Genomic DNA, 25183 nt, shown 5'->3' with positions numbered 1-25183 from the left:
TTAAAATCTTCGTCTATGGAAACTACCTCCCGTTATCACAAGCTGCTGTTTGTTTATTTTATCAAAGTTTGCGCTGTTTTCACGTTCCAAATCCATGCAAAATGATCAACTAAATACAATTGGGCCGACCTAAATCTTATTAGGTCGACCCAATATCATCTTCATTTTCGCCAAAAAGTTGAACAGTCTGTCTTATTCAGAATTTTAAACTCGATCATTCTTTATAAAGTAAGGGTAAGCTTATTAAAAGCATAACAATCCCTAGTGCTAAAAAATATAGCGGCATCGCAAGGACTGTTCCGTTATGGAAAACGCTCATACCATAGGTTATAGCGCTGACGAGTAAATAATAACCTAAGCTAAATATCGCACCCGCAGAACCAATGACATCTTGAAAGTCAATGAGCGCTAAGCTTAAACAGTTTGGTAAAGCGGTACCTGTACCAAATAAAATAATGAATACACTAACCATCATGGTTGCCATTTGTAATGAAATCGGTAAAAAATGTACCGATGTAGCGAGCAATGTACCAATGAGCATAATGGCTAACCCGCGTACGATAATCTTCTCAGGTTTTGTGTGGCTAACGAGACGTTTAGATAGCATCGCACCTGCGATAGAAGCGAGCGCAACGATAATGCCTATAAAACCATACATCGCACTTGTTAGTGTAAAGTATTGCGTAAAAATAAACGGTGCTTCGGTATAATAGCTAAATAACACACCGTTAATACCGCCAATTAATACGCCGTAGCACCATAGACGCGCATTTGTGATCATGCGCTTTACTATTGGTAATAGAGGCATCAATTCGATTGTAGCAGGCGCTGTTTCAGGTAAGCGTAAAAATGCATAGCCAAATACAATTACGCTCATAGCGATTAATACCAAAAATACGACTTTAAAGCCAAAATAATAATCGGCAAAGCCACCGATTAACGGGCCAATGGCAGGTGTAAAGGCCAGGGCAGCTGAAATTTGAGCAAATAGTTTATGACGCTTAACGCCAGAAAAGCTTTCGCGTAAAATCGTTTGTGTTACGACAGAGCCAACACTTGCACCAAACGCTTGAACAAAACGCGCGACTAATAAAACCGCCATCTCATTTGCTACTAAACAAAGTACGTTACCAACAAAATATAAAAACAGCCCATAAAGCATTGCCTTGCGACGACCGATTTTATCGGATAAACGCCCAAAGAAAAATACCCCGAAGGCAAAAGCGATAAAGTACACACTCATCGTAAGCTGTGCATCACTCATAGAAGTTTCAAACGCTTCTGCGATAGAAGGTAATGATGGGCTAAAAATGGTTTCACTAATTTGTGGGAAGCCTACTAATACAATCAGTAATAATAAGCTAGGTGTTTTGTTTCCGATGTTCTTCTTCAAAATAATCCTCTCCTAGATGATTATAGGTTTGAAAGAAAAACATCGTAGCTTGGGAAATGGTGGCTTCACGAGTTTAATTCTTTCTAAATCACTCATGAATTCACTTCCTTTCTATAAACATGCGTAGAAAATTATACTATTTTTTTAGTAAGTATCCAATAAAAAGCTAAATAAATTTATGATAAATAACCGTTCCATCTAATTCACCATTCGGAAAAATTGCATACCCCGGTATTTTGCCGGATTCTTGGTAGCTCAATGATTTGTACAATCTATTGGACGGATCTCCTTCCCTAGTATCTAGTACTATAAAAGATCTGCTTTCTTGTTTTGCTCTTTCTTCTGCTTTTTACATAAGTAAGCGTCCAATTTTCCCCATCCAAATAAGTTTGCCACTCAACCCCATCTCACCCTAAATCCCGCTCCCGCTTACTCCCACAAGGCTTCCCATCGCTTTTCAACTCTTATCCTTCATCACGTTAAATAGCTAAAAGTTTGATGTAAAAGCCGAAAAATACACGAGAAATCACAAAAAATCGAGGCAAATGTTCAGTGACATTATTGTTGGTGCCTGAGAAAAGCGCAATAATCGCACAATGACATTAAAGTCCGTACCTTGTAGTTACATTAAAGTTAGTTCTAAAATCTCACTTGTTACTTCCCCTTGCCCCAGAAAGCGCTACATCTACAGCTACATATAGCAAGTATATTATTTTAGATTATACTGAAGAATCTTTAATTTTCCAGATGACGGCGATACTACAGATATAATACCTTCATTTGGATTGTATGAACTAATAACAGAGTTTTCAGGCCAATTCCACCTCTGATCTGAAATCAATAATTTCCCATCTAACTGATATAGAGAGTAAGTTTCCGCTAAAATGTCTTTAATTATAAACAAATCTCCGACTACATTGCTTTTCCAGCCAGATTCATCTTTTTCACTATAAGAGAAAGTATTGTTTAATACTGCAGATTGTTTCCCATCCTTAAGATTAATTTGGGTATAATAGCGTTCTTCCTTTCCTGGTTCAGGACGTATAACATGAGCTGGATGGTTTGAATAAGTGTAGGAGTTATAAACAGATAGCTTTCCAGACTGAGAAATATAATATTCAAAGTTGGTGTTCCAATCTTTACGTGTATAATATTGCTTCGTCTTTATATCAACAACACGAAACAGATAATTTTCGTCCATTATATTATCTTTTCTATACTTTAGAACTAGATAAGGAAAAGCTTGAATATCCCAATCCACTAACTTATATCCTTCCAAATCTCCTGCTGATAATCTGGTATCAAATGTGTAGTCAGGCTTCGACCAACTTGTTGAATAGTAATGGATAGTATTAGTGCTTTGATCTTGAGTAACTACAGCTTCTTTAAGTCCTTGATTTGGTGAGATCCATTTTGTTTGGATCTGTTTTTTAATTGGAAAAGTTTGAGTTGAAAGTTGCATACCTTCCCAGTTAAATACCTTTTTAAGAATTATGTTTTTAGGTGTTGTAACGAGTAATACAATTTTCTGTGGATGCTGAATAATATCAACATCGGTTACATATTCCTTTGAGTTGTTGAGTTGAATTGTGTTAGTAGAAGATAGGAGGTATGCATTATCATTTTGTAGAACTATGACTTTATCTTGAGATATGTTGCGAACCGTAAAAGGAGCTGATGTATCAAGTGTGCTATTTTTTTGGCTTTCTGCATATATCCCTTGAGGAGATAAACTAAAGACAATAGTAGTTACAGTCATACACATTAAAAGAAATTTTTTAATCATCTAGCATCCCTCCGTTGAAACTTTAGTTATGAAGTGCTTTAAGGGAGCAAACTAATTACTCTGATCTTTTATCAGACTTCATATCATTAGTTTGTATTTAGTTGAATCTATTTTTTTATGTAAACGCTTATACAATATGAGCTTAGTTTAATATATCTTGTAACTTTCATCTCTACCGGTAGAGCTAATAATAGTCTTAATGTAGTCTCTTCGTCCTCCTAGTGATGTACAACTATTTTTTAGTAAGATCGTATCGTGTTGGTCAAGACAAGATGAATATTACATTTAATGACATTCAAAGTAAATGGTACTCACGATTCAATTAATATAACTTTATGTAACGAAATGTCGAAATTATGCTCATTAGATGTCCCCATGCAAATAAGTTCACCACTCCCCGCTCCCGCTTACTCCCATAAAGCTCCCCACCACTTTTCAACTCTTATCCTTCATCACGTTAAATAACTAAAGTTTGATGTGAAAGCCGTAAATAGACACGAAAAATCTCAATTTACGTTACATATGTCGCCTGAAATGACGGTCACTAAGCTTAAAGAGAAACTTCTGATTGAGGAACTAAGTAGATTTTAAGATGATTTTTCAGATGGTGTGTTTGCCGTACCACCTTCACCTGACTCTCAAAAAGTATATGTAAACTGCTTTTTTAATCCCTACTATATGTAATCAAAATAAAGTCGTATCGCCCCTCAATTTCTTCAATCGAGATTGTGGAGTCAATTCTGGATTATATGTTTCAGGCTTACCTTAGTTCTTATCCAGCTGATCTTTATACGGACGCCAGCCTTCGCCTATATGTAGAGTCCTGTGGATAGAGCTTTTGAAGGACAAGCACCTTTAGCACGTGATATAGGAACGCATGTTGCTCGTTTTAGCTTTTTGTTACGTAAAAATTTTACAAGTAGGGAACGTCGAGCTGCACCCGGAAGAGGGCAACGGCGAGGAACTGTATCAGCAACCGTATCTACACCAACAGCGATTTTGATTACAACATCATCCTCGCTTCAATGGGTTTAACGCTTCGAGAAGTTAATATGTAATCCATCTTTTCAAGGATCAGCATTTCAACATGTTGCTGCTCGATAAGAGGCAATGCCTGACCCTTTACGTCGCCGACCTTTACACCGGCCAATTGTGGTGCACCCAAGGCTCTTACAATTTGCTGATAGAATTCGCTCGAAATCACATCACCAATATGATGTGGTTTGAAGTGCCTGCCATATTGAACATGGAATGCTGCATGGAAATCAAACTTATCTTGATCATCAACTTCTAAAGCTTTCTGACCCTCCATACCCATTATATAAGTGGAAGATACTAACACTTAAATTGCTTGTCATTATTGGGGTGTATCAATGAAAGAAGGGGTTAGTGTGCTGACGTATTACCAAAGAACGATACTTGCAACCTTAATTGATTACTCATATCAGGCAGTTGAATTACTCAAGGTGAAATACGATGTTAATCTACTTCTAAAATGGAGGAGACTTATTAAACAGGTTGAGAAACACTTTCAGTTACCTTCATTTATAAAAAATGCATGGGATCATTCTTACTCCAATCCTCTCTGTGATAAGGGAGAAGAACCTTACATGCTCGTGAATACTCAAAGATTTATGATCCTAAGAGAGCTTCTGGAATTCTCTAAGATATTAATAAAAACTGTAATCAATTCAGATGATGCATATGACCAAAAATCCATCTTCTATCGATTACTTCACATAACTATACCCAGCCAATTTGGCTTCAATTATGCAGAGCATGTAAGATTTAATCCGCTAGCCATTGATGTGCCAGTATTCTTAATACAACAAGGAATGATTGAGATTCAATTAGCAGAAAACGAATTTGTTTGGGTCCACCCGCACAACTTCAATGAAGATACATTCTTTTTTTCCTCTGGAATATTTCTTCACGAGGCAGAAGGTTTGTGCTATTTGGGCGGAATAAGCTTATTGAGTAAGGTAATTCAATCCTGCCGATTAAATTTACATGAAAGTGTTCAATACCATACAGGTCGTAAACCCAACTTGTAAAGCCTTCAGGCTAATTACCTGAAGGCTTTTTTCTCTTGAAAATTGTAGATGAAGAAGGGAAAACCTTGAAAATCGTCGAAATATAGATACTGTGGCTTATTACAATATAAAGGGTGTTTAAAATGAGTGCCGAGACAATTGTATATACCCCCTACCATAGCGCTATTCCAAGTTGGTCTGGGTACCAATATCAAGGAAAAGTAGCACTGAATGTTGTACTGGATTATATGATTCGAATTAGTCATGAGGAATATGACAATTACTCGCTGGAATTAGAGTGGTATGAAGATTTCTGTATTTTAAACGATGGCAAATATGTTTCTATCCATCAAGTTAAATCGTACAAAGCAGACAGTATAAGTGAATATAAAGAGGCTATATGGAACTTACTTGGAAAAACGTTGCTAAAATCGTGTGAAAATTGTTTTCTCCATTCTGCAACTGACCTTGATACAGAAGAAACAATTAAGACGAAATTATTGGAACTTGCTGCTCCGCCGATACCTAAGCCGCCTGAAAATCCTTCAAAAGGTCCTAAAATAAAGACTTATTCACCGCGTTATTATTACGATCAGGTAATGGCAGCAAATGCCTATGAAGAACTTTTCTCAAAGTTCTCAAGTTATTCTTACTTAAGCTCAAAAAGGTATTGTCCATTACCAGAACTCGAAGACGAAATCAAACAAAGAATTAAGAATTATTATAATCGTCAAGGTAAGCCAAGTACTGCTGCACAAATCGAGGCAGTTTACCATTATCTTTTAGGTGAAGTGGACAGGCATATAACCCGAAGACATTATGATGAACAAAATGATGACGACAATGAAATTGATTTCGTTCCTGACCGCATACGGTTCACAGAAATATATCAAGTACTTGAAAACAACTGGGAAAAGCCTTCAGAAGAATATGTAATTTTAAGACTAAGAAATATGTTTCACAGTATTTGGGACTCAGTTTCCGTTGATCTTCATCAAAAAACAATAGATGAAGGAGCCTTGGAGAGACAAGACGACATTCGTAAAGTAGAGGAATATGTCTCAACTTTAAGTACTTTAAGTAATACTGATTTCTTTACTTTTTGTCAGATTGTCACACCGAATATGTATATTCCAAAAGCAGATGAAGACGCCTTTAGAAATCTCATTCCTGAAGATGGAATTGGTACTTTGCTTTATGCTTTCTATGAAATTAAACGTGAACTAGATGTAATAAATTATAGATACATTAAAAAGAATCAATCTATAAATACTAGTTATTTACCGACTACATTAAAATTAATAAGCAACAGATATAGATCTGACGATAGTATTAAGTCAAATATTGCAAGCAGTATTTTAAGTAATGCAGCTATCCGTAATCAATTGTATGAAATCGAAGTAATGATTACAGATAATATAAATGCAAAATCTTTGGAAGAGGCTGCAATGAAATTTACAGTTATTGAAACAGATGATGGGAATCCAAACGATAAGGTAACTAAAATAAAAAAGATTCGAATGATAGACATCGATAATGCAAAAGGAGAACTAAATCAGTGAGAAAATTACTTGAAAGATTATTCATTGAAAACAATTATACTGTTCGTCCCTTTTTGAATGATTCGACTATTTTAGCTGCTGATACAGCGAGATCAAATTATTATCTTTCTATATTTTTAACCGAAGCAGATGTTCAAGGTCTTGTTGTCAGCTCATTGAATGAACTTTTTGATGCAATTAAGGGTCTCGATGAAGGTTATGAACCCCAAATGGATAAGAATTTGTCAATGTTGATCTGTGTGAAACGGAGGTCACTTAATAACGATAGCACTTTAAATAAACAAATCTTTGATATTGAAGAAGATCCTTATTTCTTTAAAAAATATGTCCTTACCTACACAGAGAGCCAGGAAGAGTTGATCCTAAAAAGTGTCAAGGATAGTCATGTTATGACTTATCTACATGCGATTCTCAATAATGAAGAGGCTTTTCAAACGCACAAAAAGTTCCCATATCAAGAGTCTGAATACAACTTGGTGAGCAAGTTATTTATCAAACTTCCGATTTTGAATTTAATAATAAGGAATGAAGAACTTCCCAGCTTAAATGTCACAATTGATTCCTTACTCACCCCTGAATTACTTCAATTGAGAAATGACTTACTTAGTTTGAATAAGATTGAAGATGCAGTTGGGACAGCGCAAGAAGTAACAGATGAAGTTACTTTACGAAAACGCCTTATGGAATACGTGGGGGTCACATTAAATGACTAAATATATGATCAATCAGGTTTATATTGAAAACTTTAAAGGGATTGATTACCTCCATTTAAAATGGAGTAGTGGCCAATTAATTGTATTAGATGGGCCTAACGGTTTTGGTAAAACTACTATTTTTGATGCCATAGAACTCGCATTAACGGGAAAAATCGAAAGAATTAAAAAGCCTGAAGATGCTCGTTTTGCATATAGTGATGTCCTTTTCAGCAATGATCCCACAAAGAATGTTTTAATAAAAGTAGAATTTGTTAGTGAAGGTGCTCCGACAATCACCATTGCAAAGTCACTTCCTTTCAATAAAAGGCTGACTGGATTAGAAAAGCAACCAGGAAAATGGGAGATATTTGACACTTATCTCCTTGATTCAATTGAAACCCCATTAACCAATCAAACCATGTGCGATCAAAGCGATATCAGTAGTCATTTTGAGATTAACGAAATAGATCGATTATATAATTTGTTTTATTACATTCAGCAAGAGGAGAATACAGCATTTTTAAAAAGACCGGGCAAGGAAAGAATGGGAGAAATCAGTCGATTATTCGATACTAAGTCTGAAGAAGATGAGAAGAAATATTTTGAAGGATTAGCTAGATTTCTTGATCAAGAGAAAAGAAACAAACAAAAGACTATTACTGAAATCGAAATACGTCTAGAATCATACAAAAATGTAAATGAGATACTGAATAATAATGACAACGATTTGAATTACGAGCCATTGCTAAATGGTATCTCCGATATGATATGGGATAAAGAAGACATCACTATTTCGGATAGAGAAATGCGTGATAAGTTTATCAATGAATTGCTGCTGATCGAGGACTTCGTTACTAACTTTAATGAATATAAGAGTGCTGTATACAATCAACGGCTTGGTAAGTACCTAGACAATAGATCTTTGATAAGTGCTACAATTAGCAATGCTTTTTTCCTTGAAAAGTATCAAGAAATCAAGGTGTTACATGAGAAAGAGAAAAAGCTCAAATCCCACCTGTTTAAATTGAATAATTATCAAGAAAATATACTCAGCATTAATTACGATGAACTGCGGAACTATACTGAGTTTGACGTGGAAACAGTAAAACAAAAAATTGAAATAATAAAAACTCAATCAACAAATCGTTCATTGTTATCAAGAATAGTAAATGAATTAAACACCACGAGAGATAAGCTACTGCAACAGTCTAATACGTTCCATGAACATACAGAAACTCAAGGTAAAGAATGTCCGTTTTGCGGTTATGATTGGCAAGATCATAATAGATTACTTTCCGAATTTCAAACTAAGAAGGAACATTTCAGTTCTCTTTACGACGAATCCACAGTAGTCTACCAAAATGAGATTGAAAAGGTTTTCCAAAAGCACCTTTCTCCTATTATTAATTGGATAGAAGATTATTTATCAAATGCAGATAACGTAATTAATGCGGACTTCTATGCCCAAATAGAACAAGGTTTTCGACGTGGGAAAGAGATATCTGCTTTTTTAGAATGGTGCATGCAAAGTGAGATCAACATAACGCCTTTTATAAATAAGCAAATGAACGAACCGATTAAAAATATGGAATCCGCCACGGAGTTATTAGTAGCAGAGCTGCGTGGAAAAGCAAAGGTTATTAAAGAAGGGTATGCAGAATTTGATGAGAAGTACAGTCAGTTTGAGACTGTATATAAAGCAATTTTCGGAAGCCAAGAAGCTAATGTAGATAAAATAACAATGGAGGCAATAGAACGAAAAAAACAATACATTGATTACCTATTCTTCAACCAAAACGAAAAAAGAAAAAGTGATGACTTAAGCAAACTTGAGAAACTTCGTGAAGACCACACTAAACTCTATTCAAAGCTTGAAGAAATTAAGAAAGTTATTGAAATATATAATGCTGGGATTAAGAAGCATTGGAAAAAAATAATGATCGATATTGAAATTCCGTTTTATATTTATAGCGGGAAGGTAATGCAAAACTATCAAAGAGGTCTCGGGATATTTATTAAAGAAAAAGAAGATGCTGGAAGCATTGTTTTTGTATCTGATAATTCATCTGATCACGATGCACTAAATTATTTAAGCTCAGGTCAGCTATCTGCACTCGTCATTTCCTTTACACTAGCGCTTAACAAAGTTTATGCAAATAAGGATTTAGGAGTAATTCTTATTGATGATCCCGTTCAATCCATGGATGAAATTAATATGGCATCCCTGACTGAGCTTCTAAGGAACGATTTCAACCATAAACAAATAATTATTTCCACTCATGAAGATGACGTATCACGATATTTGCAGTACAAATTTAGTAAGTACGGTCTAAATACTCTTAATTTTAATATGAGACAACATACACAATTAAAGGTATAAAACAACAGGATCATGATGGTTCCCTAATTATCTAAAAGATAATGGGATGCTGTTGTTAATACTGCTGTGCAAGTCATGTAACAAGATCATGTACAACCTAAACCTAAACTATATTGCTTACGAATTATTGAGACGAAGACAGGCAAGTTCATCTGCGAATTCAAAAAGGAAAAAGAAATTGAGGAGTCAACCGTTCAAGACTGAAGCCTTAAATCGTTTTTCAGCTTCTTACAACCACCACAACTCATTTAAGATCATTATAAAACCTCCCTATAGAAGCTATTAAATCTAATTTGCTTCTAAAGAGAGGTTTTAATCTGCCTACTGCTTTGAACTAGCGTCTCCCGTTAGTCAAGGGGTTCGTCTGTATCATTTGCTGTTACCAAAGAGGAAAATCTTTTATGAATCTCTTGTTCGGTATAATTCGTCCGTTTCTTTTCATCATCAATAATATCGTCATAGTAGTCCTGATTTCCCCAATATTCACGATATCGCTCTTCTTCCTCATCAAGAGCCGCGTTGATTCCTTCTAGGTCCTCGTCAAAATCCACTTCATAGAACTCTACCAAGTACTCAAGAATATCCAGCCATTCCTTAAATTTATGATTTCCCCATCTACCGCTCTCTGTGGTCTTTGTACCCTCATTCTGATATAGGTCTTTATAATCCCTAACAAACTCTTTCTTAATTTTCTTTTTTTCCGCATCTACTTGATTGAAAGGCGCGAATGAACAATAGCATGCGTAGTAGTAGTAGAAAAGTATATCTCGTCCTTCTTTGCCAGTTTCCACAAAAATACGATCCAGCACTTTTTTAACCTCTAGTTCGCCAAAAACAGATGCATCAAGACAATCGCTTAGATTATTTAATAACCCGATTAATTCATCATTTTTGTAATAATTGGATTCTACAGATATAAATTGGATTACTCTCGTAAATAAAGTAAAAATGACTTTATCTAGATCAAAGTACTCACTTTGTAATTCTAAGAGTATGGATATAGCTTCACCAGTTTCTGGGATAAAGCCTTTAACGCCGTATTCCTCTTTAAAAGAATGATTACCATAATGTTCGTAACGATAATCATCTAAAACTCTAACAATAGCCTCAGTATATTCGATAGTGAAAGCTCGGTTATTATACGCAGTAATAAAATCGAATAGATAATCTACTTGCTCAAAATATATCATGCTATGAATTAGAAACATGATATTTCTACCATCAAGCTGTTGGTTAATTACATATTCAATGAAGTCTTTGACACTGGGATTGTTAAACCGAATAATTACTTCTTCACCAAAATCCTCTATACGAATAAAAGAATTATCCACATCTTCCAAGGCTGAGCGAAAAGAATTGTCGTCAATATGCTCATTGTTCTGACTGCATTTGTAATAATGATACGAAGAGAATGCAAGCTCAAGTCCTTCTAAGGAGCAGTCACCTTCGAAAGTGGCTAATATCAACAGAAGATCCTTGGAGCGTTGAGGGATATTTATGTATAAATTATTCCAAATAGAAAACGGATTGTTTAAAGTTTGAATAGATTCGTTGTAAAATTGCTCTGGATCATCTAGCTTACGTATCTTAATGATGTCGTCATCCATCATCTCTTCAATAATCCTTGGCAAGAAGTTTCTATGTTGGATGATCTCCATGTACCGCTTATTTTCGACAATAAACTTAATGAATGGCTTTGGAATATTTGAATTTCTTAGATAGGAATAGAGAATATTAGCCTTATCTTCTAATTTAAAGTCTTCAACTTTGACTAAATGCTTCGAAAGTTCAAAGTACTTACTTTTCATGTAATCTGATTCCCGCTTCGCTGACTGAATTATATTTTCTCGCGAGACTAGAATGAGCCGCGTCTTGTTATCATTAACGCTTATATCTTTGATAAATTGTAACAACCTGTCATCGTCATGATGCGACCTTAATTTCGTTTGTCCTAGAAAGTCATCACATAGGAATACTTGATTTTCACCAGGTATATATAGCTCCAATATTTGAGAGATATCTTTGACAACATAAGGTATAGAGCCCTTCTTGACATAGTAGGAGAGCATAATCTCCGCTATTGTCGACTTACCTACGCCCGGATTGCCGGTAATGATCACAAAATGCTGATCTTCAAGTGATTGCAAGATACGATTAAAGTTAGGAGGCTCTACATAATATATAATCCGTTTTGAAATTCTTCTTAGTGTCATCTCCGTCTGGTTGTATATTTCTCGATTTAGCAACTCTGTAATAAGTGAAAAATTATGCAGCCAAAGCTTATAATGTCTCGCCTCGAGCTCTCCATACTTGCTTATTTCGTCGTTGAGATCTTCAGATCCAAGGATATCAGCCTTACTTTTAATATAAGGATCAAAGATATTTATGATTTCTGTTTTTTGCGTATCATTTAAGGGGAGGGATGTGACCAATACGTATCTTTTAGGGTTTAGTCTCTTTACTTTAGGAGCTTCTTCCCTTCGTAGAACCGATTTTAGTTTAGAATAGGGTGAATTAGCAAAATGCTTACATTGAATAATGGTTTCATCTTCGGTGAAATGACTATGTCTTAGATCCACCCCGCCATCTCGCCCTGGTTTGAATCGTTCAATATGAACATTGTACATCTTCGATAGAATATCTTTAGCCAATCTTTCAAAATCGTTGTCGTCTAATGTTTTGAAATCGTACATGCAATCACCTCTTCATAAGCCTGAATCCAGTCGTTGTTTAAAACAAAATTACTATGGAATAATTCGAAAGAAATGGAGTTCCCTAAAGTCTCTTTAATAGATACCTCTTCGCATTTATCCTTCAAAATGTGATGCACCTTTAAATGCTTTATAAAGCATACCACATTTTCCTACAAAACTGCCCGTTACTTCAATAAATAACGACAGCCGTTAGTGCGGCCAGATGCCGTCATGTTGTGGTCGAACTATTGTTCTCCTGTCCCCATGCAAATAAGTCTACAACTCCCTTCCCTCATTCCCAAATCCCTCTCCCTCCTACTCCCACAAGGCTTCCCGGCACTTTTCGCCCCTCGTCCTTCATCACGTTAAACCACTGAAAGTTTGATGTAGAATCAGAGAAAACACCGAGATAATCACAAAAATTCGAGGGGAAATCGAGTAAAAAGAGCAAAATAAGTTTGACGTAAAAGCAGGTAAAAACATTGGGGAAGTGCTGGATTTTTCGGAGGAGAAACGGAGTAAACAATCGAGGAATAGCCTGATATATCAAGCGATTCGGGGCGTTAACGCGAGTGACGCCTGGGGAAAAGAGCGAAAAAAAGCCGAGCGATAATCAGGTGAAATGCCTGATTATCGTTCGGCTTAGTGGCAAACTTTATTTGCTCAGTAGCAGACTTTGTGTCCTCAGTGGCAGACATTAATTGCGGTCTACACATCTCTGTTTTCTACACCACTTACCTTACTCCACCGTCACGCTCTTAGCCAGGTTACGCGGCTTATCCACGTCGTGGCCAAGCGCTAAGGACGCGTAGTATGCCAGCAACTGAAGCGGTACTACCGTCAGTGCTGGGCTCAAGTGAGGCAGCGTCGTTGGGATGACGAATAGATCATCCACAGCTTTAGACAGCAGCGGAGCGAACTCCTCGTTCGTGAACGCGTACACGACACCGCCGCGCGCCTTCACTTCCTTGATGTTGCTCACCATCTTCTCGACCAGCTCAGGCTGTGTAACGAGCGCAACTACCGGTACGCCGTCTGTGATCAGCGCCAGCGTTCCATGCTTCAGCTCACCCGCTGGATAAGCCTCCGAATGGATGTAAGAGATCTCCTTCAGCTTCAAGGAGCCTTCCAACGCCACTGCGTAGTCTACGCCGCGGCCGAGGAAGAACATGTGCTCATGATGCGCCATGCTCTCTGCATCACGCTTCATATGATCTGCCTGCGCAAGCAATTGCTCCACTTGCTCCGGCAATGCTTCAATCGCCGCCAACTCACGGCGAATGTCAGCTTCCGCCATGCGGCCTGTTTCCTGCGCCCAATAGAGGCTGAACAGCATAAATGCAATCAGCTGCGACGTATACGCCTTCGTCGAGGCTACCGCAATCTCTGGCCCCGCCAGCGTCACGATCGTCGCATCCGCTTCACGAGCTACCGAGCTGCCGACGACATTCGTCACAGCCAGCACAGGCGCGCCATGATTCTTCGCTTCACGCAGCGCTGCCAGCGTATCCGCTGTTTCACCGGATTGGCTCACTACGATAACAAGTGTATCCGGTGTAATGATCGGCTTGCGGTAACGGTACTCCGAAGCGACATCCGTCACCACAGGCACGCCTACAGCACGCTCGATCAGCGTAGCTGCAACGAGTCCCGCATGATAAGCGGTACCGCAAGCTACGATGTGCACATTGCGAATCTGAGCCAGTCGCTCACCTGTCAGCGACTTCAGCTCTATCAGCTTAACGCCGTCACGATTCTCTAGAATCCGTCCACGCATCGTGTCGCGGTAAGCCTTCGGCTGCTCATGAATTTCCTTCAGCATAAAATGGTCGTATCCGCCCTTTTCCGCTGTCTGAGCATCCCAATCGACAACAATCATTTCCCGAGAAATATGATTACCTTCAATCGTCATCAATTCGACAGCATCCTTCGTGAGAACTGCCATCTCATTGTCATTCAAAATATACACGCGTCGTGTATATTGCAAAATCGCCGGAATATCCGAACCAATAAAATTCTCGCCTTCCCCAATCCCGATAATAAGCGGACTTGCGCAGCGCACAGCAACCAGACGATCTGGTTCGTGCTCCGTCAACACACCCAGCGCAAATGCGCCTCTCATATGTGTAATCGCACGCTGTACCGCCTTCACAATGTCACCGTCATACTCACGGGCGATTAAGTGGGAGATAACCTCTGTATCTGTTTCCGAAACAAATTGGATCCCTTCAGCGATCAACTCTTCCTTCAGATCCATATAGTTCTCAATAATGCCGTTATGAACGACAGAGAATTTATTCGTAGTGTCTGTATGCGGATGAGAGTTAGCATCCGATGGCTTGCCATGTGTCGCCCAACGGGTATGCCCGATGCCGACGCTGCCTTCCAACGGTTGGTCTTCCAAACGGTCAGCAAGCACAGCAAGACGCCCTTGCGCCTTACGAACCTGCAGCCCCTCTGAAGTAAATACCGCGATTCCTGCTGAATCATAACCACGATACTCCAGCTTGCTAAGACCATCCAACAATACATCCTGCGAATTACGAGTTCCGATATAACCGACAATACCACACATATGAGTTTCCCTCCGATTTGGCTGCCCCTGAGACAGCACCGCACTGGAAGCCCATACGAGCACACAAGCATGACGTACTGCATGTGATACGTTCGGATTATGAAATTGCACAATCTCACACAGGAGAATACAAACCCATCCTGCCAACATATCGCAAGCGACTTATACGCCAACTTATGACCCTGGACTCCAATCGAGTCTCCTCATTCGGTGCGGCGTGTCAGGCAAGACAGCTCTTCATTGAATTTATATAGTCACGAATGTTACATTACATTTTCATATCATTTCATAAAATGAATACATAAAACGACAGACCTCGTCCGTTCATCCTCAACAAACGAGCCCTCGGTACATTACAATCTCTTCGACTTCTTACCCGCTTCCCGGATAAGGTCAGTCTGAAGCATCACCCTGGTCCATGCGCGTTGTCCAACAAGTTGCCTCGTTGTTTTCCGCTACATCGTTACGGTGCCGGTGACACACCGGGAGGTCCCCGCCGAACATTTCGAACACCTCCACCTCGTCCACTTGACACTGATTGCCGTCCGCAGTGTGCAAGTGCTGGCGCTTTATCTTACGTTAAAACAACTGCCCTGCCTTTCTCTTCTGTAATCGCCTCAGTACCCATTGTCGCCGGCTTCTAACATGGAATGGCACGAATCGGCTGTTCGTCCATCTCCTCAACACTAGGCCCGAGTACACCCTATTATATGCAAGGAGTGCTCTGTTAGCAACCTCTAGCTGCACTTCTCAATAATTGGGTTGGAGTATCTTGCCTCCCTCAGCCTGCTCTAGCAGGCAAACAGCCGCCATTCCCGAGGATTGGCGGCTGCATATACGACATATTCAACTACAATTATTTACCGTCTATTGCAGTTCTCTCTCGACCACATCAGCGATCTGCTTCACGTACGCTTCCACCATATCAACTTCTGGTCCTTCCGCCATCACACGAATCAGCGACTCTGTACCGGATGGACGAACGAGAACACGACCGTTATCGCCAAGTTCCTTCTCAACTGCCGCCACTGCCTCTTCAATAGCGGTATTGCCAGCGTATTTGCTCTTATCCACAACTCGAACATTCACGAGAACCTGCGGGTATTGGCGCATCATGGTCTTCGCTTCAGCCAGCGTCTTGTTGCTGCCTTTCAGCGTATTAACCAGCTGGATACCCGATAAGATGCCGTCACCAGTCGTACTGTGATCGAGGAATATGATATGTCCGGACTGCTCACCGCCCAGGTTGTAATCGCCGCGGCGCATTTCTTCCATCACGTAGCGGTCGCCTACAGCCGTCTTAGCCGACCGCAGACCAAGCTTCTCAGCAGCCTTATAGAAGCCGATATTACTCATCACAGTCGATACGATCGTATCGGACTTCAGTGTGCCTTCCCGCTTCATAGCATCGCCGCAAATAAGCATCAGATGATCCCCATCGACTTCCTCTCCATTGCCATCTACGGCAATCAAACGGTCAGCATCGCCATCAAATGCAAGGCCAAGGTCAGACTTCTGACGAACAACTTCCGCCTTCAACGCTTCTGGATGCGTGGATCCGCAATGATCGTTAATGTTCAAGCCTGTAGGCTCAGCAGCTATGGTAATAACTTCAGCGCCTAGCTCACGGAACAGACGAGGTGCTAATTCGAATGCAGCGCCATTCGCGCAATCCAGCACAATACGCATGCCTTCAAATGAATGCTTAACCGTCGTTTTCAGATACTCAATGTATTTCCATTTTGCATCGAAATCAGTCTTCACTGTACCTAGATCTTCACCAATAGGACGTGGCAGCTCATCCACTGCTTCATCCATCAATGCTTCTATCTCAAGCTCAGTCTCATCAAGCAGCTTAAAGCCGTCGCGTCCGAAAAATTTAATGCCGTTATCTTCAACCGGATTGTGCGAAGCAGATATCATAACACCTGCATCTGCTCCCATCGTACGAGTAAGGTAAGCTACTGCCGGTGTAGACAAGACACCCAGCAGGATGACATCGGCGCCAATGGACAATAGTCCCGCTGTCAGCGAAGCCTCCAGCATCTTGCCGGATACACGTGTATCCATACCGATAAGCACTTTCGGCTTAGCGACTTCCTTCGTTAATACATAGCCGCCGCAGCGGCCAATCTTATATGCTAACTCAGCAGTCAATTCACGGTTTGCAACACCGCGAACACCGTCAGTCCCAAAATATTTCCCCATATCTATTGTGATTCCCCTTTTATTGTTTGTCGTATCAGAATAACTCATTTAGCCTGTTGGAGTCGTCTCATGTTCGTTATCTTTAGGTGGTTCGCCTTCGTGATCTACATTAGTCGAAGAGTCATCCGGAGGTGTGGCCCCCGTCCCTGGATCTGGATCCGGAGTCGGTTCTGGTGTCGTTCCAGTTGGCTGTTCTTTATCCTGAATGAAAATGACCACCTGATAGCCCGCAGGATCCACGAGTTTAACGAACCTAGGCAGATTGACCTGCAGAGCGACTTGATGAGTCCCAGGAGGCAGATCATTCACGTTGGCAATAAGCTGAACATCCTTAGCCGTCAGGTTCTCAACCACATTCGGAGCTCCTATAACCGTCACGTCGTATTTACGGGAAGCCGGTTCCGTAATAGACGTCGTGAGACGATCGCTTTCACCTGTCAGCGTAATCGGTACGTCTTTAATAACCTTCTGCACATCCGCAGCGATCGTTATCTTGACTGCGATTTCACTTGGTTCTATTTTCTCAATGTTTGGCGGCGGCGTCAACTTCACATTAACCGTATACTCACCCGCTGCTGTGAAATCAGAAGTATTGACTTGAACACTGTCATAGATATCGATCTTATCCAGTTCTTTCGTCGCACCGTATAAGGTCACCGTATTCACCGACGGCTCGATGGAAGCAACGGATAAGCCCGCTGGCAACGAGCCTCTCTGATTGATCTGAAGTGGCACGCTCTTGAACGGCTTCGTAATCGGTATCTCGACCTCCACGACGGAAGGGGTTATGACAGCATCCTTCATTTCTCTGCCCGCAGAGTCATATGCAGTGAGTTTGACCTGCTTCTGTATCACTGATTCATGCGCTTTATCTACCTTGACTACAGCGCTCACGGACTTCACTTCAGCCATACGAGTCGTAGGCAGTGTGACATGCACGCGGTTAGTAGGCCTTATTATCGGTGTCCCCGCAGTATATCCTACTTCCGGAGTACCTTCCGCCTTGACCTGCACTTCGAACTGCTGAGTCTGCACACTCTCCAAATCAACCGTAATCATGGAGGGCGACATCTGAATCATTTCAATATTGTCTGGAAACTCATATTTTAGCGGAATAACATGCCTGCCTTCTCCATATCCCGTCAAATCCAGTACTACCTTATAATCAGCGGGCTGAGTAGTTTCAAGCGTAGCTTTCTTCCCTCTTACTTGAATCCTGATCGTATCCGATGACATTGAACGAATGTGCATGGTTTCTGGATCTAATCCGATCGTCTGCACAGCTACAGAATTGAACCATTTAGTCACCGTAGTTGGTTGGGTAGCTACTGTACTGGCATCCTCTTTATGTACGACAATAAACAACAGCACACCCAGCAGCAAGGCGATTATCTTAGTCGATGTGTTATTCATTAACCACTTATCCATTGCGCTCACCTTTCCGCTTCCAGAACTGCCATAGCTCCTTCTTGGCCTTCGGCTTAAGTTCTTCAAACAGCTTGGAGATGAGGGATTCCTCTTTAATATCCCTTACAACTTGTCCATTTAAGGCCAATGATACTTGCCCTGTTTCCTCCGACACGATGATCGAGATTGCATCTCCAACCTCACTGATGCCTATACCGGCACGATGACGTGTACCCAGCTCTTTGCTAATGAACGGATTCTCGGATAATGGCAAATAACATGCCGCTGCCGCGATCGAATCCCCCCTCATGATAACTGCGCCGTCATGAAGCGGCGTATTCGGAATAAAGAGATTGATCAGAAGCTCAGAACTGATGCGTGAATGCATCGCAATTCCTGATTCGATATACTCATTAAGTCCCGTACTGCGTTCAAATACGATTAACGCGCCTATTTTACGACGAGACATGTGATTGACCGCTTTAATCAGCTCGCCGATCACACGACCGGTCTCATCCTTCTCATTGCTCGATCTTCCACCAAATATTTTGCCTCGTCCAAGCTGTTCTAATGCTCTTCTGAGCTCAGGCTGAAAGATGATAACCAGTGCGATCACCCCGAAGGTGAACATCTGGTTCATCAACCACTCTAAGGTATATAATCCAAACCACGTACTCAATGCCCAAGTAGCGACGAGAACTAATATCCCCTTCAACAACTGAACGGCTCTCGTGCCACGGATCAGAACTAATAATTTATAGATAAAGTAGCTGACGATCAAGATATCTAAAATATCCTTGATCATACCCTGCCACGTCATGTCTGCGAAATAATTCATGAAGGTACCCCCGGCATGTCCTAATAAGATCATCCTTCTGTCTAGTATAACTATAACCTTTTCGGCAATTCGACGCAAAATTCCTTTTCCATAAAATAAAAAACTCCTCTGCCATAACGCAGAAGAGCTGTTATCAACCTATAAAACGATAACAAAAGCAACAATTAAGACTTACGGGATGGGTGCCGCACGCGTGAACAGGCTTGATATCTGGTACCAGAGCCAATCAAGAGCTTCATCGATCTGTTGGACGGATCCAGAAATATGTGCAGTTGAAGCTTGATACAGGTTGCCATCAACCACAGTAAGGTTACCTTCTACCTCTCCATATACCTCAGCTTCGCCGTTGTGTATAGTTAAATCTCCTTTAACCACTTTGCCGCTCGGAACGATAACCTTATTGTTCTCTAGGACAATACCGTCGAGTTGTGCACCCTTCACAAGCATCTGCTGGTCGGAATTCCACATGCTGAGCGCGCTGGACATCATGACAAGTACGAATACGGCCGCAACCGTAACAGCAGGATGTCTCTTTGCCCATAAGAATAACGGGCTTTGCTTCTTCGGCTTCGGTATGACTGCCATGATACGCTCCGTTAGATCATCTCCTGGCGGCTGCAAACGATGATTGAATCCGTACAACAGACGCTCCGTCGATTCTAACTGACGGAATTGCTCACGGCAAGCCGGGCATGCAAGCATATGCGCTTTTAGTTCTAATGCGCATGATCGCTCCAGATCGTCATCCAGTAAATCATGCATCAGTGAGACGGCTTGTTTGCAATCCATTTGAGCCAGTCCTTTCATGGGGTCTTCACATGCGTATACAGCAGTTCCACTCTCGTCCAATATAGAATCAAGTGTGGCAATTATCTGCTGTTGTTATACGATACGTCATCCAAGCGAAATCGTTTCATAGTTTTATGCTGCTATTTTTTTCATAGCTTATGTTCAAGCTTCTTGCGTAAAAATTCACGTCCCCGGTGGACACGAGTTTTGATCGTAGTAACCGGCATATCTAATACATCGCTTATCTCCTGCAGAGACATGTCCTGCAGATATCGCAGCACCATGACCGACTTATACTTAGCAGGCAGAGTCTCAATCGCTTCATGGATCATCCGCTGTGTCTCACTGACGAGCAGATAAGATTCTGGCGTTCGATCATCGCTAGGGATCATGGCGTAGCCGTCGACGCCTTCTTGATCGTTCATTTCCGCATCAAGCGAATAGCTTGGCTTGCGTTTGCGTAGTCGGTCGATGCACAGATTAGTCCCAATGCGGTATATCCAGGTTGAGAACTTCTGATTGGAATCATAGCGGTGCAGATTCCGATATACCCGCAGAAACGTATCTTGTACCACATCCTCCGCTTCATGACGGTTGCTTAGCATACGATAAGCGAGGTGAAAGATTTTGTCTTTGTACAGCTCAACGATTTCGGCAAATGCCCGTGTGTCACCGTTCTGCGCAAGCATTGCCAATCGCTTTTCTAGTGTATCCAACAGTCTCCCTCCGTCCTCTTTGCTCAATGGTGCCGAATCTGTTTGCTGTTTGCTCTGCAATGACAATACCGGCCAAGATGAGCAGGACTACGAGCCATTGGAGCATAATGACCTGTTCAAGAAGCAACCCATGTGAGATGACCGTTATCACCATTATGAATGCCGCACATATGGTGGGGCCAGGCTGCTTCTACTCTAACGTAACCTGATCGCCTCTATTCATAACACAGGAAAAGTCGAGCCCTGTCTCAGCAGGACTCGACCCAATCAAGCGATACAGCCGCTCGATACGCCGTGTTCGGGCAACCCACAGTATTCAGCATAAGCGGGCATCAGCCCGTATTTCTAACTCCAGATGCAATTCCGTTGATCGTCAAGAGCACTTCACGCAGAAGCTCAGGATCATCTTGTCCTTGCTCACGCAGTGCGCGAAGCTCACTCAGCAGCTGCACTTGCAGATAGCTAAGCGGATCGACATACGGATTGCGAAGTTTTATCGATTCTTGAATGACTGGAACATTATCAAGAATTTCCTTCTGTCCCGTAATTTCCAGCAATAATCTAGATGTTAAAGCATATTCCTCTTCAATGCAACCAAATATGCGCTCACGAGTCTCAGTATCCTTAATCATCGCTGCATATTCCTTCGCAATGTTCAGATCGGCCTTGGCAAGCGCCATCTGAAGGTTATCAATAAGCGATTGGAAGAAGGAGAACTGTGCGTACATCTCGCGAAGCTCTGCCAGCTTCTCAGGCTTGTTATCGTAGAATTTCTGAAGCGCCGTACCAGCCGCGTACCATGCAGGCAGCAGGTATCGACTTTGCGTCCATGCAAATACCCATGGAATCGCACGCAGATCCTCGAACTTATCGCTATTTTTACGCTTCGAAGGTCTAGAACCGATATTCAATTCACCGATCTCCGGCAGCGGTGTTGATTCCTTAAAGAACGTCAAGAAGCCAGGGTCACGGAAGATAAGGTCCTGATACTTCTCAAGAGCAGTCTCCGAGATGCTCTTAATCACTTGCTCCCACTCTGCTTCCCTAGGATCACTTTGCGGTGTGCGGGCGAGCATAGAGGCTTGCAGCAGCGCAGAAGTAGCTTGCTCAAGACTGCGATAGGCAATACCCTGCATCGCATAACGAGAGGACAATACTTCACCCTGCTCCGTGATCTTGATGCCTCCGCCGATTGTGCTAGGCGGTTGAGCCATGATACTGCGGTTAAGCGGCATACCTCCGCGACCGAGCGCACCTCCGCGGCCATGGAAGAACTTCAGCTTCACGTCGTACTCTTGTGCTGCCGCAGTCAGATCCTTCAGCGCTACGCGAAGTTCCCAGTTCGCTGTTACTACACCGCCGTCTTTATTGCTGTCCGAGTAACCCAGCATGATCTCTTGCAGGTCGTTCATGGACTCAACAGCTTGACGATAGATCGGCATCTCGAACAACAGCTTCATGATGGCTGGCGCTTCATGCAGGTCTTCAATCGTTTCGAAGAGTGGTACTGCTTGCAGCGTGCAGCATACAGTTCCATCCTGCTGTTTATAGAAGAGGCCAACTTCCTTCGCAAGCAGCATAACTTCTAGAATGTCGCTAGCCCCGTTCGTCATACTGATCAGGTAGCTTGTAATGCAGTTCGTGCCGAATTCCTTCTGTGCCTTGAATACGGTGCGATATACATCCAGACATTCCTTCGTAGACTCGCTGTACTGAATGTACGGTGACGTCAGCGGACGTGGATCGTTAAGCAGTCGCTCTAACAGTTCAATCTTCTCCGCTTCGGATAACGAAGCGTAGTTCTGAACAATGTTCATCTTAGCCAAGATTTCCGTCATCGCGTTCTCATGCTCTTGGCTGTGCTGGCGAATGTCGAGCGTCGACATATGGAAGCCAAACAGCTCAGCTTGACGGATCAGCTTCTTCACATGCGTATCAGCTGCATAATCAGCAAAGTGATGACGCAAACTGCGATCGATTATGTGCAGATCCTCTATGAATTCATTTGCCGAGTTATATCGCAGCGCTGTACCTTCTGTGGATTCATCCAGCACATTACGCAGCTTCTCGACCATATAAGTAAGTTTGATACGGTAAGGTTCTCTGTGGTTGAGCCATTCCGGCATGTTCTTCAGATCAATCAGTTGCTTATCTTGTTCAATCGATTGCTTCAACTCGTCGCTGATCTGAACGATCGTCGTACTGAATGTCAACGAGCGGAACAATTGTCTGCAGCGCTCTTCGTATTTACGAATAGCCAACAAACGGTGCATCTTCAGTGTTTCCCAGGTTACGGATGATGTAACTGACGGGTTGCCGTCGCGGTCTCCACCGATCCAGGAGCCAAACTTCAGATACGTAGGAGCATGCCATGTTCGAGTTGGATAATACTTGTCCAGACAGCGCTCCAGTTCGTGGTAGACGTCTGGCAGTACATCGAATAGAGTCTCGTTAATGTAATAAAGACCGTTGCGTACTTCGTCCAGTACCGTAGGCTTACGGTCGCGAAGTTCATCGGTCTGCCAGAGCGTGATAATTTCGTTTAGAAGCTTCGCTCGAAGCTGTTCACGCTCACGGTAAGTTAGCGTTGGGTTATCGAGCTCCATTACGTCTGCAGAAATACGCTTATTGATATCAAGAATCGCGCGGCGCATAGCCTCGGTTGGATGAGCCGTCATCACGAGCTCCAGAGATATCGTTTCAAGGATATCTTGAATCTCTGCCTCGTCCACTTGGCGCTCCTTGAATTCAAGAATGACACTTTCGATCGAACCTGGCTGCACCGTTTCTCCAGCAGAACGCTCATAATCACGTTTGCGTCGGATGCGGTGATTCTGTTCTGCAATATTCACTAGTTGAAAATAAATTGCAAATGCCCGAATCACCTGGTGACGAATTTCAGGATTTAACGTATTAACTACTTGTTTAAATTCTTCGTATAACTCCGGTAAATATACCACACGCAATGATTTGCTTAGCTCGCGAATCTTTTCAACGATGTTAAGTAATTCGTTACCGCCTTGATGGACAAGCACTTCGCCAAGGATATTTCCTAGAAAACGAACGTCTCGCCGCAGTAGGTTGTTGGAATTCGCTTTATTTGCGGTTATCGTTAAGTCGGTCATTCGTCTCCCCCATCTCCACTCGCAGTTCGCACTGATTTTGACTTTCTTTACATCATACTATAATTCGAAACGAAAATCTTTAGTTTTATTTGAAAGTTACATCCGTTTTCAGTCAGCCTAACCACTGCAAACGCTTATATTGATAATATATGTAAATGTTGATATTGACAATTGTCATCGGCATTTATTGCCTCGTTGGCTGCCAAGTCAGAATCGTGAGAATACCGCTGTTTCCCTTTATTGTGCCCATACTGTCATAGAAAATGAATACTCGATCAGCGCTTGAACTCTGGTCAATTCAATTATGACTCTGCTCGCTCGTGAGGCTCGGCTGGGCTCGGCTCGTAGCTGCGCTCACGTAAGACGGTTTTTCCCTGTTATCTCTCCCATGGTGCTCACTTTTCACTCTGCAACGGGGAATAAGCCTGTTACAGCGCTCCTCAGGCTCCATTCGCTCATGGCCGTGCTCGCGTAAGACGGTTTTTCCCTGTTATCTCTCCCATGGAGCTCACTATTCACTCTGTAACGGGGAAAAACCTTTTAACGTGTACGAGTCAGCCAAGGAGGTCACAGTCCCTCAGTAAGACTCATCATATGGATTTTAGTTTGAGCATGATGCAAGCAACGAAGGAACTGAGCTCATGACTAAGTATTACGCTTCAACTTGTAACTGGCGACATCATTGACAGTATCTATATAACAAAAAAAACGCCCATTGGCGTCTACTGTTATTATTATGGAGCGGGTGATGGGAATCGAACCCACGCTATTAGCTTGGAAGGCTAAAGTTCTACCATTGAACTACACCCGCATAATGTGGTCGGGATGACACGATTTGAACATGCGACCCCCTGGTCCCAAACCAGGTGCTCTACCAAGCTGAGCTACATCCCGTTACCTGTTATCTTGTAAAAGTGGCGTGCCTTGAGAGATTCGAACTCCCGACCTTTTGATTCGTAGTCAAACGCTCTATCCAGCTGAGC

At 41.8% G+C, this 25183-nt stretch carries 15 protein-coding genes, 2 tRNA genes and 1 pseudogene; 4 read left to right on the top strand and 14 right to left on the bottom strand.

Annotated elements, in window-relative coordinates:
* Positions 1 to 214: 214 nt before the first annotated feature.
* The 4 genes and pseudogenes from AC3WTP_RS18920 to AC3WTP_RS18905 form a co-directional block, all read right to left on the bottom strand.
* Positions 215 to 1393, bottom strand: a complete 1179-nt coding sequence (locus AC3WTP_RS18920; protein WP_492396190.1) for a multidrug effflux MFS transporter — start codon at positions 1391 to 1393, stop codon at positions 215 to 217.
* A 166-nt stretch (positions 1394 to 1559) separates the two neighbouring features.
* Positions 1560 to 1742 (bottom strand): annotated as a pseudogene (locus tag AC3WTP_RS18915) (GNAT family N-acetyltransferase); the annotation flags it as partial.
* A gap of 360 nt (positions 1743 to 2102) precedes the next feature.
* A complete protein-coding gene (locus AC3WTP_RS18910) occupies positions 2103 to 3179 on the bottom strand; it encodes a hypothetical protein (protein ID WP_492396189.1) in 1077 nt (358 codons plus the stop codon).
* Positions 3180 to 4182: 1003 nt separating this feature from the next.
* Positions 4183 to 4491 (bottom strand): hypothetical protein, encoded by a 309-nt coding sequence (locus AC3WTP_RS18905; protein ID WP_492396188.1) that lies wholly within the window; start codon positions 4489 to 4491, stop codon positions 4183 to 4185.
* Between the two features lie 61 nt (positions 4492 to 4552).
* Between AC3WTP_RS18905 and AC3WTP_RS18900 the strand changes: the two genes are divergently transcribed.
* From AC3WTP_RS18900 to AC3WTP_RS18885, 4 genes are all read left to right on the top strand, one after another.
* A complete protein-coding gene (locus tag AC3WTP_RS18900) occupies positions 4553 to 5233 on the top strand; it encodes a hypothetical protein (protein ID WP_492396187.1) in 681 nt (226 codons plus the stop codon).
* A 122-nt stretch (positions 5234 to 5355) separates the two neighbouring features.
* Complete coding sequence (locus tag AC3WTP_RS18895) at positions 5356 to 6774, top strand: ABC-three component system protein (RefSeq protein ID WP_492396186.1); 1419 nt, start codon at positions 5356 to 5358, stop codon at positions 6772 to 6774.
* Complete coding sequence (locus AC3WTP_RS18890; protein ID WP_492396185.1) at positions 6771 to 7487, top strand: ABC-three component system middle component 1; 717 nt, start codon at positions 6771 to 6773, stop codon at positions 7485 to 7487. Before AC3WTP_RS18895 ends, AC3WTP_RS18890 begins: the two co-directional genes overlap by 4 nt.
* Complete coding sequence (locus tag AC3WTP_RS18885) at positions 7480 to 9849, top strand: ATP-binding protein (protein ID WP_492396184.1); 2370 nt, start codon at positions 7480 to 7482, stop codon at positions 9847 to 9849. The genes AC3WTP_RS18890 and AC3WTP_RS18885 overlap by 8 nt, the downstream gene beginning before the upstream one ends.
* Before the next feature lie 347 nt (positions 9850 to 10196).
* Here the strand turns inward: AC3WTP_RS18885 and AC3WTP_RS18880 are convergent, their stop codons facing one another.
* The 10 genes from AC3WTP_RS18880 to AC3WTP_RS18835 form a co-directional block, all read right to left on the bottom strand.
* Positions 10197 to 12542 carry an nSTAND3 domain-containing NTPase gene (locus AC3WTP_RS18880; protein ID WP_492396183.1) on the bottom strand — a complete coding sequence of 782 codons (2346 nt, stop codon included), beginning with the start codon at positions 12540 to 12542 and terminating at the stop codon, positions 10197 to 10199.
* A gap of 739 nt (positions 12543 to 13281) precedes the next feature.
* Positions 13282 to 15117, bottom strand: coding sequence for a glutamine--fructose-6-phosphate transaminase (isomerizing) (gene glmS / locus AC3WTP_RS18875; RefSeq protein ID WP_492396182.1), 1836 nt, complete (start codon positions 15115 to 15117; stop codon positions 13282 to 13284).
* Between the two features lie 867 nt (positions 15118 to 15984).
* The gene (glmM, locus tag AC3WTP_RS18870) at positions 15985 to 17325 is read right to left on the bottom strand and encodes a phosphoglucosamine mutase (protein WP_492396181.1); all 1341 of its coding nucleotides are present in this window, start codon (positions 17323 to 17325) and stop codon (positions 15985 to 15987) included.
* Positions 17326 to 17373: 48 nt separating this feature from the next.
* Positions 17374 to 18753 (bottom strand): CdaR family protein, encoded by a 1380-nt coding sequence (locus AC3WTP_RS18865; RefSeq protein WP_492396180.1) that lies wholly within the window; start codon positions 18751 to 18753, stop codon positions 17374 to 17376.
* Complete coding sequence (gene cdaA, locus AC3WTP_RS18860) at positions 18746 to 19570, bottom strand: diadenylate cyclase CdaA (RefSeq protein WP_492396179.1); 825 nt, start codon at positions 19568 to 19570, stop codon at positions 18746 to 18748. Before cdaA ends, AC3WTP_RS18865 begins: the two co-directional genes overlap by 8 nt.
* A 171-nt stretch (positions 19571 to 19741) precedes the next feature.
* A complete protein-coding gene (locus AC3WTP_RS18855; protein WP_492396178.1) occupies positions 19742 to 20359 on the bottom strand; it encodes a polymer-forming cytoskeletal protein in 618 nt (205 codons plus the stop codon).
* A gap of 149 nt (positions 20360 to 20508) precedes the next feature.
* A complete protein-coding gene (gene sigW / locus AC3WTP_RS18850) occupies positions 20509 to 21075 on the bottom strand; it encodes an RNA polymerase sigma factor SigW (RefSeq protein WP_492396177.1) in 567 nt (188 codons plus the stop codon).
* A 332-nt stretch (positions 21076 to 21407) separates the two neighbouring features.
* Positions 21408 to 24200 (bottom strand): phosphoenolpyruvate carboxylase, encoded by a 2793-nt coding sequence (ppc, locus tag AC3WTP_RS18845; RefSeq protein WP_492396176.1) that lies wholly within the window; start codon positions 24198 to 24200, stop codon positions 21408 to 21410.
* Positions 24201 to 24937: 737 nt separating this feature from the next.
* Positions 24938 to 25011: transfer RNA gene (locus AC3WTP_RS18840), tRNA-Gly, on the bottom strand.
* 6 nt (positions 25012 to 25017) lie between these two features.
* Positions 25018 to 25094, bottom strand: a tRNA-Pro gene (locus tag AC3WTP_RS18835).
* Positions 25095 to 25183 lie beyond the last annotated feature (89 nt).

This window comes from Paenibacillus sp. EB106-04-04-XG159 (genome assembly GCF_058791835.1).
The sequence above is the reverse complement of the archived record's forward strand: the minus strand, read 5'-3'. Positions and strand labels throughout refer to the sequence as shown.